This is a genomic window from Nocardia sp. FBN12, from assembly GCF_050320175.1.
Lineage (GTDB): Bacteria > Actinomycetota > Actinomycetes > Mycobacteriales > Mycobacteriaceae > Nocardia.
The window spans coordinates 1,411,045-1,426,896 of record NZ_CP190048.1 but is presented as its reverse complement, the minus strand read 5'-3'; the positions used below and the strand labels follow the sequence as shown (position 1 = coordinate 1,426,896).

The 15,852-nt window shown below is 62.9% G+C and carries 14 protein-coding genes and 1 pseudogene; 9 read left to right on the top strand and 6 right to left on the bottom strand.

What is annotated here, in order from left to right:
• Window positions 1-62 precede the first annotated feature (62 nt).
• The 8 genes and pseudogenes from ACQHI0_RS07050 (at window position 63) to ACQHI0_RS07015 (ending at window position 9,180) form a co-directional block, all read left to right on the top strand.
• Window positions 63-665, top strand: coding sequence for a TetR family transcriptional regulator (locus ACQHI0_RS07050; protein ID WP_427907112.1), 603 nt, complete (start codon window positions 63-65; stop codon window positions 663-665).
• Window positions 666-1,386: 721 nt separating this feature from the next.
• Entirely contained in the window at window positions 1,387-2,151 is a 765-nt protein-coding gene (locus tag ACQHI0_RS07045) for a lysophospholipid acyltransferase family protein (protein WP_427907111.1), read from the top strand.
• A 485-nt stretch (window positions 2,152-2,636) separates the two neighbouring features.
• Window positions 2,637-3,522: pseudogene (locus ACQHI0_RS07040) on the top strand (aldo/keto reductase).
• 184 nt (window positions 3,523-3,706) lie between these two features.
• Complete coding sequence (locus ACQHI0_RS07035) at window positions 3,707-4,204, top strand: MarR family winged helix-turn-helix transcriptional regulator (protein WP_427907110.1); 498 nt, start codon at window positions 3,707-3,709, stop codon at window positions 4,202-4,204.
• A gap of 26 nt (window positions 4,205-4,230) precedes the next feature.
• On the top strand, window positions 4,231-5,112 hold the full coding sequence (gene hchA, locus ACQHI0_RS07030) for a glyoxalase III HchA (protein WP_427907109.1): 882 nt from the start codon (window positions 4,231-4,233) through the stop codon (window positions 5,110-5,112).
• Window positions 5,113-5,223: 111 nt separating this feature from the next.
• Window positions 5,224-6,060, top strand: coding sequence for an SDR family oxidoreductase (locus tag ACQHI0_RS07025; protein ID WP_427907108.1), 837 nt, complete (start codon window positions 5,224-5,226; stop codon window positions 6,058-6,060).
• A gap of 25 nt (window positions 6,061-6,085) precedes the next feature.
• Window positions 6,086-7,975 carry a GMC family oxidoreductase gene (locus tag ACQHI0_RS07020; RefSeq protein ID WP_427907107.1) on the top strand — a complete coding sequence of 630 codons (1,890 nt, stop codon included), beginning with the start codon at window positions 6,086-6,088 and terminating at the stop codon, window positions 7,973-7,975.
• A 17-nt stretch (window positions 7,976-7,992) separates the two neighbouring features.
• Window positions 7,993-9,180 (top strand): low temperature requirement protein A, encoded by a 1,188-nt coding sequence (locus ACQHI0_RS07015; protein ID WP_427907106.1) that lies wholly within the window; start codon window positions 7,993-7,995, stop codon window positions 9,178-9,180.
• 12 nt (window positions 9,181-9,192) lie between these two features.
• Here the strand turns inward: ACQHI0_RS07015 and ACQHI0_RS07010 are convergent, their stop codons facing one another.
• Entirely contained in the window at window positions 9,193-9,846 is a 654-nt protein-coding gene (locus tag ACQHI0_RS07010) for a nitroreductase family protein (protein WP_427907105.1), read from the bottom strand.
• Window positions 9,847-10,540: 694 nt separating this feature from the next.
• On the opposite strand from ACQHI0_RS07010, the gene ACQHI0_RS07005 reads away from it, so the two are divergent.
• Window positions 10,541-11,269 carry a type 1 glutamine amidotransferase domain-containing protein gene (locus ACQHI0_RS07005; protein WP_427907104.1) on the top strand — a complete coding sequence of 243 codons (729 nt, stop codon included), beginning with the start codon at window positions 10,541-10,543 and terminating at the stop codon, window positions 11,267-11,269.
• Window positions 11,270-11,287: 18 nt separating this feature from the next.
• Here the strand turns inward: ACQHI0_RS07005 and ACQHI0_RS07000 are convergent, their stop codons facing one another.
• The 5 genes from ACQHI0_RS07000 to ACQHI0_RS06980 all read right to left on the bottom strand — a co-directional run bounded on the left by ACQHI0_RS07000 (window position 11,288) and on the right by ACQHI0_RS06980 (window position 15,847).
• On the bottom strand, window positions 11,288-11,914 hold the full coding sequence (locus tag ACQHI0_RS07000; RefSeq protein WP_427907103.1) for a TetR family transcriptional regulator: 627 nt from the start codon (window positions 11,912-11,914) through the stop codon (window positions 11,288-11,290).
• Between the two features lie 157 nt (window positions 11,915-12,071).
• On the bottom strand, window positions 12,072-12,632 hold the full coding sequence (locus ACQHI0_RS06995; protein WP_427907102.1) for a polyhydroxyalkanoate synthesis regulator DNA-binding domain-containing protein: 561 nt from the start codon (window positions 12,630-12,632) through the stop codon (window positions 12,072-12,074).
• 125 nt (window positions 12,633-12,757) lie between these two features.
• On the bottom strand, window positions 12,758-13,039 hold the full coding sequence (locus ACQHI0_RS06990) for a hypothetical protein (protein ID WP_427907101.1): 282 nt from the start codon (window positions 13,037-13,039) through the stop codon (window positions 12,758-12,760).
• A 96-nt stretch (window positions 13,040-13,135) separates the two neighbouring features.
• A complete protein-coding gene (locus ACQHI0_RS06985; protein ID WP_427907100.1) occupies window positions 13,136-14,527 on the bottom strand; it encodes a DUF445 domain-containing protein in 1,392 nt (463 codons plus the stop codon).
• A gap of 264 nt (window positions 14,528-14,791) precedes the next feature.
• Window positions 14,792-15,847: an ABC transporter ATP-binding protein gene (locus ACQHI0_RS06980; RefSeq protein ID WP_427907099.1), complete on the bottom strand. Its 1,056-nt coding sequence runs from the start codon at window positions 15,845-15,847 to the stop codon at window positions 14,792-14,794.
• Window positions 15,848-15,852 lie beyond the last annotated feature (5 nt).

The following is a 15,852-nucleotide window of genomic DNA, read 5'->3' as shown; positions in this document are numbered from 1 at the left end:
ATACACATCACCGCAACTTGTCAATGACGCAGCAAACGTACTAGCACATGTAATATGAGCGAGTGGCCGAATCGCCGAACTTCCAATCCGAGATGCGTCAGCTGTTGCGCGACCGCATGCTCGACGTCGCCCGAACCATGGTCGTCACCGACGGGTGGGGGGCGGTCAACATGTCACGGGTGGCCAAGGAAGTCGGCATCAGCAGGCCGGTCCTCTACAAGGAAATCGGCACCAAACAGGCGCTCGCGGACGCGCTCATCGAGCGTGAGACCGGCATCTACCTCACCGGGATCGCCGAGACACTCGCTCAACACCCGACGGACCCGATCGCCGGGATCACCGCCGCCGCCGAGTACACCCTGCGTACCGCGGGCGACAACACCCTGATCAAGGCCGTCCTGTCGGCCCGGCACGGGGGCGACACAGCGCTGCTGCCCGCCCTGGTGAGCGACCCGGAGCCGGTGCTCGGCCGCGCCGTCGCCGCGCTCACCACCTCGGTTCGCGACCGCTACCAGCTGACCGAATTGTCCGACGACGAGCTCACCTCGATCGTCGAGATCATGGTTCGGCTGACCCTGAGTCACCTGTTCCAGCCGACAAGCAGTGTCGACCGCACGGTGGCGCAGATCGGCGCTGTCCTGTCCGGAGTGTTCCTGGCCGCCTGAACGCGCAAGCCCACAACCCCGCGGTCACCTGAGCAGCCGCGGAAGCGAACAGCTACCGTTCGCGGTCGGAACACCCGCGACACGGGAATCGCCTGCGGTGCAATAGTTTGCGCATCATCTTCCGACCGCACAGCCGGGGCCGGTGCTGCCCGCTGCCGCCGAGGCCGGGAAGCCCGTGCACCCCCTTTCGAGTGCGGGTCGCGAAATCTGCGCCGCTTTCCGTTGAGCACCAGCCGATTCCGCCGACAACCCAGAGTTGCGACGCGTGCTGGATGCCCGAATCGACGCCAGCGAACACACCATGGTGCTGCTGACGGTATTGCCCGGCAAGACGAGCGCCTGGCGGGCGATGTCCTGTACTGCCGCGGAGCACAGAGCACCCGGGTGTGAAATCCCTGCGACTCCGACACGGATCGCAGATTACATCTTGTTGCTATTTGTTCAGATATTGACAAATACGATACAAATGTATGCAATTGATACACGCAAGTGCTGACTGTCTACGTGGACGTGACTTCCGAAGACCTCCAGCTCTTTTCGCGCGGGGCCTGTTGGCGGAGACCACCACTCAGGAAGGTTCGAGATGACAACGAAGGACCCCACACCCCCGCAGCACGCGACGCCCGCAGATCCGGGCGGCGGGGACCCGATCTCGCGATTCATCGCCCGAAGGGTGGCCGCGGCGACGACATCCGACGGACCGAACCCGACATTCATGCGAATGTTTCAAAGACCGGTGTGGGACATGTTGTGCGACCACTACTTCCGGCTCGAGATCGACGGTTGGGACCGCCTTCCCGATGAACCGTCGCTGATCGTCGGGGTCCATTCCGGTGGCTCACTGACGATGGACGCCTGGACATTGGTGCACGCCTGGAACCGGCGTTTCGAGGGAAAACGCATCCTCCATGGCACCGCGCATGACGTGTTGATGGCCGCACCGATCCTCGGCGACTACTTCAAGGTGACCGGCGTCATCCCCGCTTCCCGCCACGGTGTCACTGCAGCGTTGGATGCGGGTCACGACGTTGTCGTGTGGCCCGGTGGCGAACAGGACGCGATGAGGAACTGGCGCAAACGCGATAGGGCAACCCTCGCCGGGCGGAAAGGATTTGTCCGACAGGCGATCCGGTCGGGAGTGCCGATCGTTCCGGTGGCCACGGTCGGCGGGCACGACACCGTGTTCGTCCTCTCGGAGGGGCGCTTCCTTGCACGATGGACCGGACTTGGCAAGCGGCTGCGCGGTGCGACCATGCCGATCATTGCCGGTTTCCCCTTCCCACTGGCAATCGAGATTCTCCCGGCCCACATCCCGCTACCCGCGAAGATCCGCACAGAGTTCCTCGATCCGATCAACGTATCGACCGACCCGGCACGCGTGGACGACACCGTTTACGTCGACAAGATCTACCAGCAGGTCGAAACCTCGATCCAGGACGGAATGAACCGGCTGTCCAGTCGTCGCCGCTTCCCACTGTTCGGCTGAGCAGTTCAAGCAAAGCGACGCCGCCAGCACTGTGATCGACCTGCTGCAGCTGCGGAGGGAGACCGACTTCACGTAACCCCAAATTAGTTTGTTCAACAACTGAGTTGCGATACATACAATCTGGAGTAGGGTTGTTGCTGCGGCAAGCAGCGGACCTGGGTGCCCCCAGCCACGGGGCTGTGACCTGGGTTGATCGATCGCCGAAGCTGCTGTACAGCAAACCGGAACATTGTCCACGGCCGCACCTGCAGCGGGCACGAGATGCGGCCGCAGGGCCGCGGCGAAGGATCAGACGCCCTACGCGTCGGACGAGGTGATCGCACAACGAACCACGCGCAACCGCGACGTCCTGGGCCTTCGACAGCCCGCTGGCCACTTCCACGGTCGGGACGAACGAAGTGAGCGCTCGGAGAATTCGGTTCCACAACTGGATGAAAGGAGGACGGGGAGACGGGCGTACACCGGCACCGTGTCCCTGACAACCGATGACGATTCCGAATTTCACACTCAATAACGACGTAGTGATGCCTGCCGTTGGGTTCGGCGTTTACCAGGCCGCACCGGAGGACACGATCGCGGCCGTCCAGGAGGCGCTGCGGGTCGGCTATCGCCACATCGACACGGCGGGCCGCCTACGGCAACGAGCGCGAGGTCGGTGAGGCGGTCCGACGATCGGGCCTCGGCCGGGAGGAGGTGTTCCTGGAGACCAAGGTCTGGATAACCGATTTCGGCCATGCCCAGACGCTGCACGCGTTCGACAAAGCCGTCGGCAAGCTCGGCGTCGAACAGCTCGACCTGCTGATCCTGCACCAAGCTCTGCCGGGCGAGTTCGGCCTGACCATCGAGGCATACCGGGCGCTGGAGAAGCTCTACGCCGGCGGGAAGGTCCGAGCGATCGGCGTGTCGAACTTCATGCCGAAGCATCTCGACCGACTGCTGGGCGAAACCGAGGTAGTGCCCGCGGTCAACCAGATCGAGGTGCACCCGTACTTCCGCCAGTCCGAGTTGTTGGCCTACGACACCGCGCACGGCATCCTCAACCAAGCGTGGTCGCCGATCGGTGGCGTCACCTTCTACCGTGACGGGTCGAAGGGCTCGACGCTGCAGGACCCGGTGATCGGCAAGATCGCGGCCGCGCATGCCAAAACGCCTGCGCAGGTCATGCTGCGCTGGCATGTGCAGCAGGGACGCCAGGTGATCCCTAAGTCGGTCACCCCCGCGCGCATCGCGGAGAACCTCGACATTGCCGATTTCGAGCTCACCGTCGATCAGCTCGCGGCGATCGACGCCCTGGACACCGGGATCCGCGGCGGTCCAGAACCCGAGGACGTCACCCGCGGGAACTTCGGCATCAACATCCCCGAAGCCTGACGAGGCACCGACCTGGACAAACGCATGCTCGGCGCGACGACTCCCCCAGTATCGAGCGTGACCGGTCCGGCACCCGCCAGGTCGAGTCAGCGAGGGGTCGCCCATTGATGCGTTAGCGAAACGGCCTGCATCTATACCGCAGCCGAGTTGTCGAGCATGCTGATTGAGAGTAGTTATCGGTCGCATGGCAGGAAATAACGCAGGAGATCGCTCCAACGACGAGGTGGACTGTGATCTGGGCTGGTCGATCGGGATGTTGATGCGCCACTACCAGGTGCAGGTACAGGCATGTGTCGCTGATCTGCCACGTGGTGCGCGCGGGTATCAGCTGCTCTACACCGTGATGTACAAGGACCTGCCCAATCAGCTGCAGATGGCGGAGTACTTGGGAATCGATCGCTCGGTGCTGCCCTATGTGATCGATGATCTGGTCGAAGCAGGCCTGGTGGAACGCCGGCCTGATCAGGCCGACCGCCGCGCACGCAAAGTGGTGGTCACCCCGCTCGGTGCCGAGACTTTCGAGCGGTTACAGGCGCGGGTCACTGCGGCCGAAGATGCGGTGCTGGCCGCTCTCGAACCGACCGAACAAACACAGTTTCGGTCGGTGCTATCCCGACTTGCCCGCCAAGCGCGCGACGCGACCGCGCCCGGCGGCCGACCGGCCGCCGAGGAAGAACTCTGATCCAACAACGAAAGTAGGTTCACGAGATGTCGCCCGATACAAGCACTCTGAGCAAGAATCCGACACCGGATGAGGCCGAGGACAACGCGTTCTTCCCCTCCCCGTACTCACTGAGTCAGTACACCGCGCCGAAGACGGACTTCGATGGTGTGGAGCACAAAGGCGAATACACCGGTGGCAAATGGAAGATCCTGATGATCGCCACCGAGGAACGCTACGTTCTGCTGGAAAACGGCAAATTCTTCTCCACCGGTAACCATCCCGTCGAGATGCTGCTCCCGTTGCATCATCTCATCGAGGCCGGTTTCGAGGTCGATGTCGCGACCATCGGTGGCAACCCGGTCAAGCTCGAATTGTGGGCCATGCCGAGCGAGGACGAGGCGGTCTTGGGCACCTACGAGGCGCTGAAGCCGAAGCTGAAGCAACCCAAGAAACTCACCGAAGTGGTCGCCGACGATCTCGGGGCAGATTCCGATTACCTCGCAGTATTCATCCCCGGTGGACACGGGGCGGTCACCGGCCTGCCGGCGAGCGAGGCAGTGGAACAGACGCTGGACTGGGCCCTGACGAACGACAAGTTCATCATCACCCTGTGTCACGGCCCGGCCGCACTGCTTGCCGCCGCACTGGGTAAAACGGAGTCGCCGTTCAAGGGCTACTCGGTCTGTGTGTTCCCCGATGCACTCGACCTGGGCGCGAACCTCGACATCGGCTACCTGCCGGGCCACCTCCAGTGGCTCGTCGCTGACCTCTTGAGTAAGCAGGGACTGACGATCCTCAACGACAAGATGACCGGCATGACCCACCGAGATCGCAAATTGCTCACCGGCGACAGCCCACTCGCCTCGAACGAACTGGGCAAGCTCGCAGCCGACGCCCTCCTCGAGGAAGTCCGAACAACGGCGTAGCGCAACCCGACCATCAGATACCGCGCCGCTGGGAACCGACAAACATCCGGCCCCCAGCGGCGCGGGTTCCCTGCCAACTCCGCGTTCGGTAACCGGAAACAGGAGATATTGATGTCGAATTCAGAACCGGTGTGGTTCGTCACCGGCGCGTCCAAGGGCATAGGACTCGAGACCGCGCGTGCCGCGCTCGACGCGGGCGCACGGCTCGTGGCGACCTCGCGTGACGCCGACCGATTACGGTCGCAGATCGGCGCACCCGAGGATCGCTTCCTCGCGGTGTCGATGTCGCTGACCGACCCGGCCGACATATCCCGGGCAGTGTCCACAGCAGTCGAGGCCTTCGGTCGGATCGACGTTCTGGTCAACAACGCCGGCTACTCGATGCTCGGTGCCGTCGAAGAGTTCAACCGTGACGAGATCCGGCAGAACTTCGACGTCAACGTGTTCGGCCTGCTCGAAGTGACCCAGCAGGTCCTGCCACACATGCGGCGCCAGGGTAGCGGGCACGTCATCAACATCGCCTCGATTTCGGCTGATGTCACCGGCCCCGCCACGGGGCTGTACAGCGCCACCAAAGCCGCGGTGCTGATGCTCACCGAAGCTCTCGCTGCCGAAACCGCCCCGCTGGGAATCCACGCCACCGCGGTCTGTCCCGGTGGTGTGCGCACCGACTTCCTCGATTCGAGCTCCTCACGCCAACCCGCCGAAGAGATCGCCGAATACGCCATCGTGCGCACAGCATTGCACCGCTACGCTGAGCTGAATCATCAGCAAGGCGGCGATCCGCGTTTGGTCGCACAAGCGTTGATCACCTTGAGCCAGATGCAGCAGCCACCGACCCGGCTCTACCTCGGCAAGGACGCGCTGTACGCCATCGACCACAAGGCCCGCTCCGTGCTCGACGATGCTCGACGCCATCAGGCCCTCAGCGCCAGCATCGACCGGTGACCGACCCTCGACGAGGAAGGCGCTCATGAGTACACCAACCACTGGTTCAGCTGACGACCAGGATGAGGATTACGACTTCGTGATCGTCGGCTCCGGTGCCGGCGGCGGACCGCTCGCCGCCAATCTGGCGCTGGCCGGGCACTCAGTGCTCTTGTTGGAAGCCGGCGACGACCACCACTGCCCGTACTACTCGATCCCGATCATGCAGGGCTACGCCAGCGAAGACGCTGACATGCGCTGGGACTTCTTCGTCCGGCACTGGGACAACGACGAGGTGCAAACCAACGACGACAAGTACGTCGGCGGCCGCGGCGGTGTCCTCTACCCCCGCGGCAGCACCCTCGGTGGCAGCACCGCCATCAGCGCACTGGTCACGATCTACCCGCACCCCAGCGATTGGGACCACCTGGCCGAGCTGACCGGCGACCCGTCCTGGGGTGCGGGCCCGATGCGTGAGCTGTTCCGGCGGCTCGAAGCCTGGCGCGGCGTCGACGCCAAGCCGCTGCCGAGCGACACCGAGACTCAACGCGACCAGAAGGCCGGACACGGACGCGACGGTTGGCTCAGCACCACCCGGGCAAATCCTGCTGTCGGTGGCCGGGAGCCGATGTTCCTCGACATCATCGGCGCCATCGAGCAGACCAGCCGGGATCGGTACGGCATCGCCGAGGAGGTTTCCCTCCCCCGGGACCCGAATGCTGCTGACACCCCGCCCGACTACCAGGGCATGGCGTTCATTCCCGTGGCAGTGGCAGACGGTCATCGCAACGGCAGCCGCGAGCGATTGCAGGATGTGGCGGCACAGGTGCCCGATAAGCTGACGATCCGGCTCAACGCCCTGGCGACGAAGGTCGTCTTCGACAAGTCCCGCGCGGTCGGCGTGGAGTACCTCGACGGGCACCGCCTCTACCGGGCATCCGCCCCGGCAGACCAAACAGCACCCGGGCACGATCGGCCGCAGCAACCGACGCCGACCTCACCGCGGATCGCGAGAGCACGCAAGGAAGTGATCCTTTCCGGTGGCGCGTACAACACCCCACAACTGCTGAAGCTCTCCGGAATCGGTCCACGCGCCGAACTCGAGCGACACGGCATCGACGTGCTCGTCGACGCGCCAGGGGTGGGGCGCAACCTCCACGACCGATACGAGGTATCGGTGGTCAGCGAACTCGATCACGACTACCCGATCTTCAACGATTCACCGCTGGACGTTCCCGACGACCTCGACGCGGGTGACGCGCTGTTCGCCGAATGGCGCGATCAACGCGACGGCCCCTACACCACCAACGGTTCCCTCGCGGCCATCATCGCCAAATCCAGTGTCGCCAAGGCAGACTCGGACCTGATCGTCTTCGCGCTCCCGATCGACTTCCACGGCTACTACCCCGGCTATTCGCGCGACTCCGTCCGCCACCACAACCGCCTATCGGTGCTGGTACTCAAAGCCCACACCAACAACCGGGCCGGATCGGTCACGCTGCGCTCCCCCGACCCCAGAGACGTCCCCGACATCGGTTTCCGGTACTTCGAGGAGGGTTCGGCGGGCTACGAGGACGATGTGAACGGTGTCATCGACGGCATCGAGATCGCCCGCGACATCGTCGACCACGTCCAGACCGCGGTGACCGGTGAACTCATCCCCGGCCGCGACGTTGCCGAACGTGCCGATCTGGCCACCTTCGTCCGCGAGCAAGCGTGGGGCCACCACGCGTGCGGGACCGCGAAGATCGGAACCGACTCCGACCCGCAGGCGGTGCTGGACAAGGACTTCCGTGTGCGCGGAGTATCACGACTGCGCGTCGTGGACGCGTCGGTGTTTCCCGATATCCCAGGATTCTTCATCGCGTCCGCGGTCTACATGATCAGCGAAAAGGCCAGCCAGGTCATCCTCGAGCAACATCGCACCGCCGAGTAGACCCCGGCGAGGAGATCATGAAGATCGGTATGCCGCAGGGCCGCCATCGTCAGGTGTCACCGCTCGAGCTGTTCTTCGACCTGGTGTTCGTGCTGGCCATCAGTCAGCTGACGCACCATCTCGTGGCACATCTGACCTGGCGCGGTGCCACCGAGACGCTGGTGATGGCGATCGCGGTGTCCGGTGTCTGGGCATTCACCACATTCGAGGTCACCATGCTCGACATCGCACGCTCCGCGACCCGGGCAATCGTGATCTCGGTGATGGCACTGGGGCTGTTCATGAACGCGGGCATCGCAAACGCGTTCGGCGACAGCCCCTGGCTGTTCGTCGTTCCGATGCTGATCGCCTTGACCGGCCCCAGCGTTTACGCGGCAGCGACCGCCCCTACCGCGCTACTTCGCCGACACTTCCGCCACGTGCTGACCTGGTTCGCGGTCTCCGCACCTGCCTGGGTGGTCGGCTCGACGCTCGATCCCGACTCCCGCCTCTGGTGGTGGGCCGTGGCCGCATTCGTCGACCTGATCGGCGTGTGGACCGCGCACCCGATACCGGGCGTATCGATGAATACCCAACGGCGACCCTTCGACTCCGCGCACATGCTCGAACGGGTGCGATTGTTTCTGATCATCCTGCTCGGCGAGACCGTGATGACCCTGGGACGTTCGATCTCCGAACACCACTCCGACGAACTCACGCTCTTGCTGGCACTGGGCTGCTTCATCGCCCTGGTCTGCCTGTGGGTGGTCTACTTCGGACGGGCCGAACAGCTCGTGGAGGAGCGTATATCCGACGACGAAGACCCGATCAGGTCCGTGCACATCGGCATCAACATCACCTACGGCGTCGTCACCGGTCTCGTGATGTTCGCCGCGGGCATCGAGATACTGCTCGCCCATGTCCACGATCCTCGATCGGGCATCGCGGGGATCCTCATGTTCGCCGGTCCCGCGATCTACCTGCTGTCACATGCGATCTACTTCCATCGCGACATAGGTGTCGGCTGGCTCCCCCGGCTGGTCGGCGCAACCGTGCTCGCTGTCGCGGCCGCGACAGCATTCTGGCTCCCCGCCTACATCGTCGTGACACTGCTCGTCGCAATACTGGTCACTCTCGCCGGCTGGTTCTCGCGAACCATGGCGCATTGGGAGTCAGGGAGCCAGGATCCCGCTGGATCCGGATCGAACCAAGTGCTCGGCCGGTAGCCTCGCCTGCTGCTACGAACCACCTGCGTCATCGGGTCGCTCACGATGTTGCCCCCACCGACCCCAATGGGTTACTTCCTGCACAGGCTTACGCTTCGGTTCCGACCAGCGCCCACGCGCGGGATAGCCCAGCGGGATCAGCGCCATCGTCCGCGCGTTCTCCGGCAACCCGAGAAGCGCCGCGACTTCGCTCTCGTGGAAGGCGTGCAGCGAGGTCAACGTCGAGCCGATCCCATACGCTCGGGCCGCCAGCATGAGGTGCTGCACCGCGCCATAGATCGAGGCACCCGCCAGCGGGGACTCGGATACCTCGGTCAAGACCGGAAAGACGAAGACCGGGGCTTCTTGCAAATGTGCCGCCAGGTACTCCGCGCTACCGTGCACCGACGCTGTCAGCCCGGAATCGGCGGACTGGGCGGTAGGAACTGCGTTCCCGTAGACACGTTCCCAGCCATCTCGGTACCAGTCCGCGATGGTTTGCTTGACTTGCGGATCGGTCACGACCACCCAGCCCCAGCCCTGCGAGTTACCGCCGGACGGGCCTCTGATCGCAGCATCGAGCAGATCCCACAGCACCGACTCGTCAATCGGGTCCGGCTCGAGGTAGCGCCGTGCGGGGGTGGAATGTAGAGCGTCGAACAGATCGAGAGCCGGGCGTTCGGGCATGCAACCTCCAGTGATCGTTCGGTGACCCTTTGCGGCTGCTGACGCCGCGACGGGAAACCATGTCCTGTACCCGTTTCCGGCGAAAATACCGGTCAGACGGATAGGTGATGGTGGCCCCGCGAGGTGAAGCAACTTCACCCTACGGGGCGGCCACACCCACCGCGAACCGCCGCGCCTTGAACGAACCCGCAATAATCCAGGATGACACGCGCCGTGCAGAAAGCACTTGCTCGGTCTTTGAATACTCTTGCTGTCACTGCCTTTTCGTCTTCTACGGCCGCGGTGTGGGACAGGACCACCACTGCTTCCGCGAGACATTCGCAATCGTCGAAAACCTCGGCCTTGGCCTCAGCGACGGCACCGATGCGCCTCGCACCAGCGACGCCATCGTCAACGAGACCCGTTCCGCCCTCAGGACTTTGGGATTGCACGGCGGATCCGGAATGGGAATCCGCGCACTACGACGCGATCAGCAATCCGTCGATCCAACAGGTCACGGTGCTCGACGGGCACCACTATCTGTTCCACGCTGTGCCGCCCGATCCCGCCCTAGGCGGATCACACCTGGCCTGCCGGTGGAGATTGATGCCCACGGTCCCGTCGAGCTCCCGTGTCACTTGCAGCCTTCTGGGTATAGCAGTGAAGCGATGCGATAGCTCCCTGACGTATCAGGGCATAACGATGCGGAGAACTGATGGCCACAAACAAGATTCTGATCATCGTTACCAATGCCGACCAGTTCGAGAAAGTCGGCTTCCGAACCGGGCTGTGGCTCAGCGAGCTGACGCACTTCTGGGACGTCGCGGAAGAGGCGGGCTACCTGCTGGACATCGCCAGCCCCTCGGGCGGCAAGGTCCCGCTCGATCCAGAGAGCCTGCTCTTCACAGAGCTCGGCGATGCCGTCGGATTGAAGGGCAAAGTCGCCAAACGATATGAAGACAGGGACTTCATGAACCTCCTGGACACGACGCGGAACGTGTCCGATGTCGACAGCGCCTCCTACGATGCGATCTATCTGACGGGCGGGCACGGGGTGATGTTCGACTTCACCGACTGCCCCGCGCTCGCTGACCTGATCGCCCGGTTCTATGAATCCGGGAAGGTTGTCTCAGCGGTGTGTCACGGCCCGAGTGGGTTGCTCGATGTGCGGCTGCCCTCGGGCGAGCTCCTGGTGAAAGGCAAGGCGCTCACCGGATTTTCATGGCCGGAGGAGAAGGTCGCGAAGCGAGATCAGGCTGTTCCGTTCGACCTGGAAGAGGAGCTGAAGAAGCGCGACGCCGCGTACAGCAAGGGTCTGGTTCCTTTCAGGCCCCATCTGGTCGAGGATGGGAATCTGATTACCGGCCAGAATCCGAAGAGCGCCAAAGTGGTGGCCGAAGCAGTGGTGAAGAAACTCAGGCAGGTCCGCGACAGCCGGCCATGATCTGCCACAGACCGGGCATCAACGAACCGACTGCCCGGGGTCCGGCTGTGCATACAGCAAGCTGGTGATCACGCGACGAATCTGCCCGACCGCATCTTCGATCGAGCCTCGCGGCTGGTAAAGGTGACTGAGGGTCAGCCGGACCAGGACTTCGACGGAGTCTTCCCGTACCGAGTCACCGACTACCTCTGCCGAGTACTGTTCACGCACCACAGCATCGATCACGCTCACGGCGCGGGCGAGCACCGTCTCGGGATCCGCCACCAGAAACGGGAGTAATCCGCCGTCCTGCCCCTCGCGTTCGATGAGAATTGCCTTGAGCAGCGCGTTATCCGAGCCGAACTGCAGAGCGAACTCGGCGGCCTGGACCATGCCCGCCACCGCATCGTCTGCATGCGCGCGAAGACCATCGACGACACCCGCCAGGAACACATCGGCTTCGCGGGCGACCAGCGCTTCCCCGAACGCCTGTTTCGACCCGAACTCCTTATAGAGTGCCGGACGATTGATCCCGACCTCCTTGGCAATGCTCGATATCTTCACCGCAGACCACCCATCGGAGCACACAATCCGGCGCGCCACATCGAGTGATCGCTCCCGCAGGAGTTGCCGCATCTCAGCCTGGAAACTCACCGTCTCAGCCACCCGGCCATCGTACATCCTTGGCCAAGAATGTCTGAATTTCAACAAACTTCATCCTGATGTATTCAATCAATGCATCTCGACTAGCAGTGTCTTGAGCCTCGCCGACCGGATACAGATCCGGTGCCCGCGAAGAGAGGTCCCGGAGAACCGGGGAAGTTCAGTGATCGCCGCTCTTGTTTGCGTTCTGGTCGAGAAGTGCCGCGACTGCCTGGGTCAGTTGTGACACCTGGTCGCGCAGTTCTCGTATCTCGGCTTCTTGCCGCTCCACATGCCCCGCGGATCCATCAGCTTTCGCGCCTGCATCGCTGTCAACGTCAGCGACGGACGAGGACCCGGCGCGGTCAGCACCGCTCTTGCCGGAGGTTGACGATGCCGAGGCCTCACCGGCTTCAGGATTCACGTCGAGGGCCGACACACCATCCAACAGCGACTTCGCAACGCCCGTTGAAGTGCGTAGCAAGTCCGCGAGAAGATTTGACCTGCCTCCCGGTGCACTCCGCGCCTGCCGACTCAGTACCTGCGCGAGCACTTCCTCAGTGCGATCGACGCCCGTGTCGTGGTCGAGTACCACAACTTCGACGCCACCCTCCACCAGCTCTGCGACTTGATCCAGGGTGGTGAACTTACCTCGAACCGTGTCGTAGAGCTTTCGATTCGAATACCGTTTGATCAGGTACTTGCCGCTCCCGGCATCACCCAGATGATCTCCTTTAGACATACACCACTCCCTCGCCGCACCGTTTACACAAAGCATAGTCGTGCGTAAACGGCGCCTCAACGAGCCATCGCCCGGCGGAGATGTCATATCCTCCGCTCGGGCGTGGCGCGATTCAGGCTACGGGCCTACTTGCGAATACGGGCGAGTTCCTCGACCTGCTCGGTCAGGCTACGCACGTGCTTGCGCAGCGATTCGATGTCCTCGTCACCGGGGGTGACCTTCTCGCGCGCCGTCTCGACACGATTGCGCGCATCCTTCTCGACCCGGCCGGCCGTGTCGAGCAGGTCGTCGACCAAGCCCTTTGTCGAATCGACCACCGACGAGAGGAAGCTGGTGAGGTGCGCCTGGGTGTTCTCGACCTTCTCCGAGGACCCTTCACTACCGGACTTGGTGGAATTGGTTGCCATGGTGGTTCGCTCCTTGAGTGAATGATTCGCGATTGCGTAAAACCGAGTTTACGCATCGCGTCATAATTACGCAACGCGTTGTGACACAGGGCATAGCTAATGGACCAGGTTCTCCATGACGACTACCTGCAGGTCGCCCACGAGGAAGCCGAGGACTGCCCCGACGAGGATGAGGGTCCTCTCGTCTGCTTGGAACGCGGGCCGCAGCACTCCCTCGAACTCCTCGGGCGTCATCGCGACCATCTTCTCGACCATCAGCTCGCGAATCCCCAGAGCGCGGTCAAGATACTCTTCGGCTGGACCATCGAGCAGCTTCGGCAAAGCCTCTACCAGCTCGGTGGCCGCAGCATGAGACATCGGCGCGATCTGCATCGCATCAAGGCCGACGCCGGTGATGGCGCGCAATGGGGCGCTCACCGGACGAGCCGCCGCGCCCAGCAACTTGCCGATTCCGAGTTTGCCGAACCCCAAATCGCCGAGGATTTGCAACTCGTTCACCTGAGTCGCAACAAATCTGTCGAGGTCACCAAGCTCAGTGCGCACCGCGTCTTCTACGACCGTGGCCACCAAACCGACAAGCTCGCGCTGATGTGGCCCGTTGAACAAGCCTCGCACCAGTCGGTCAGCGGTGAGTACGCGACTCGCGATCAGAACGGCGTACTCCTGAGACACCGGAATACGGTTCTTGAGGAACAAGCCATGCCATTTGATGACACCGAGGTACTTTTTCGGCTCTTTCGGGTTGAAGATCAACCGCAGCGCAGCCCAATCGGTGAACCAACCCGTGAACAGGCCGAACAGAGGCATCATCACCGGGCTACGGAAGATCAGCCACACCATGACTTGTACCAGGCCGATCGCGAAGCCGAACACCAGGCCACTGCGCCGGATGAACGCAAACTCACGCCGACCCACTTCCAAGAACATCTTTTCCAGCGTGTCGGGGTCGGAGAGAAATTCTCTGGTGACCATCGTCTGCAGGTCGAAGACCTCGTCGATATGGTCGGTCAAAGATTCGGTCAGCGCAACAACCGCGTCGAGTGCGGCCCGCTGCGCTTGTTCGACTACCAGGTCCCGTGCGGGCGCCGGCAGTAGATTCCATGCAGCCGGCTGATAGTCGGCAGCGACGCCTTTGATGATGCGAGCAACCTCGATGCGTAACGGCCGCTCGATCAGAGCCGCGAGTTCGGCACCGTCGACTCGGTCGATGATCTCCTGGGCGGAGATCAAACGTCCGGTAAGGGTAGAACAGAGGACCTCGACCATCTCCGGCGCTCGTTTCGGAACGATGCCTTGCCACCCGAACGCACCGAAACCGATGAACTTGTGCGGCCGAAACATCATCTTGATGGCGACGATCTTGGTACCGTAGCCGATCAATGCCGCGATCAGCGGCATCGTGGAGTAGATCCACCAGTGCTCGGCGAAGTCATCGACCATCTCGGGCAATGACTGCACATTCACCGAAAAGAAGCTGGACCACTGCACTCGTCTCTCCCGCCTCACAACACGACCCGTAACCGGAATCGACAGATCGATCATAACGTCGGATGGGCTCTCGCGGATTCGAACTAGAATTACGCTCAGGCTCTTCTGCGCCTCTGTATAGACCGTCTATCTGAGTCGCAAATTAGCACCATTTCACTAAAGCGAAAAAGACCCCGACCGGACTCGCAATGGAAAGTCGCCACATTCCACTCGCACGGCGTTTCCAGGGCTCGTCCGTGCGCGGAAACTCGCTCAGCCATTGATCTAGCCGTGCGGAACCGTCTCGAGCGTTTCGGTGGGCTGGCCGCTGCCGGCGTAGTTCGCCATCACCTGAGTGTCGTCGGAGGAATCCAGCGATTCGCGGATCGCCACCTGCGCCGCGTGCGGCAGCGTGTGGATGATCTCGCGCACGCGCGCCTGACGGCGGAACACGGCCTGGCGGGCCGGCATGCCGGGCTCGGCCTTCATCTGCGGGATGATGCCGTCGATCTCCTCGGCGCCACCGTGGTGGTGACCGGCGTCGACGAGGGCCTGCTCGCGCGCCATCTGCGCCTCGTCCTTCTCCTCCGACATACCGATCGGGCCGATCATGCGGCCGTTGAGGAACTGCTTGACCACCGGCTCCTCGCTGGTGAGCAGCACCTCACGGGGGCCGAACATCACCAGCTGACGGCGGAAGAGCATGCCGATGTTGTCCGGCACGGTGCGGGCCAGGTTGATGTTGTGCGTCACGATCAGGATCGTGGCGTCGATCTGCGCGTTGATGTTGAGCAGCAGCTGCGCCAGGTACGAGGTACGCACCGGGTCCAGGCCCGAGTCGGGCTCGTCGACGAGGATGATCTGCGGGTCGAGGACCAGCGCGCGGGCCAGCCCGGCGCGCTTGCGCATACCGCCGGAGATCTCGCCGGGCAGCTTGCCCTCGGCGCCGAGCAGACCGGTCAGCTCGAGCTTCTCCATGACCACGCGGCGGATCTCGGATTCCGTCTTCTTCGTGTGCTCACGAAGCGGGAAAGCGATGTTGTCGTACAAATTCATCGAGCCGAACAGCGCACCGTCCTGGAAAAGGACGCCGAACAGTTTGCGGATCTCGTAGAGCTCCTTGTTGGAGCAGGTCATGATGTCGGTGCCATCGATGAAGATGGACCCGCGCTCGGGCCGCAGCAGACCGATGAGCGACTTCAGGAACACCGACTTACCCGTACCCGAAGGGCCGAGCAACGCACTGACCTCACCCGAAGGGAGCGTGATCGACACGTCCTGCCAAATTCGCTGGGAACCGAAGGATTTAGTTACACCCTCGGTCCTGACCTCGACGCCCATCAGTA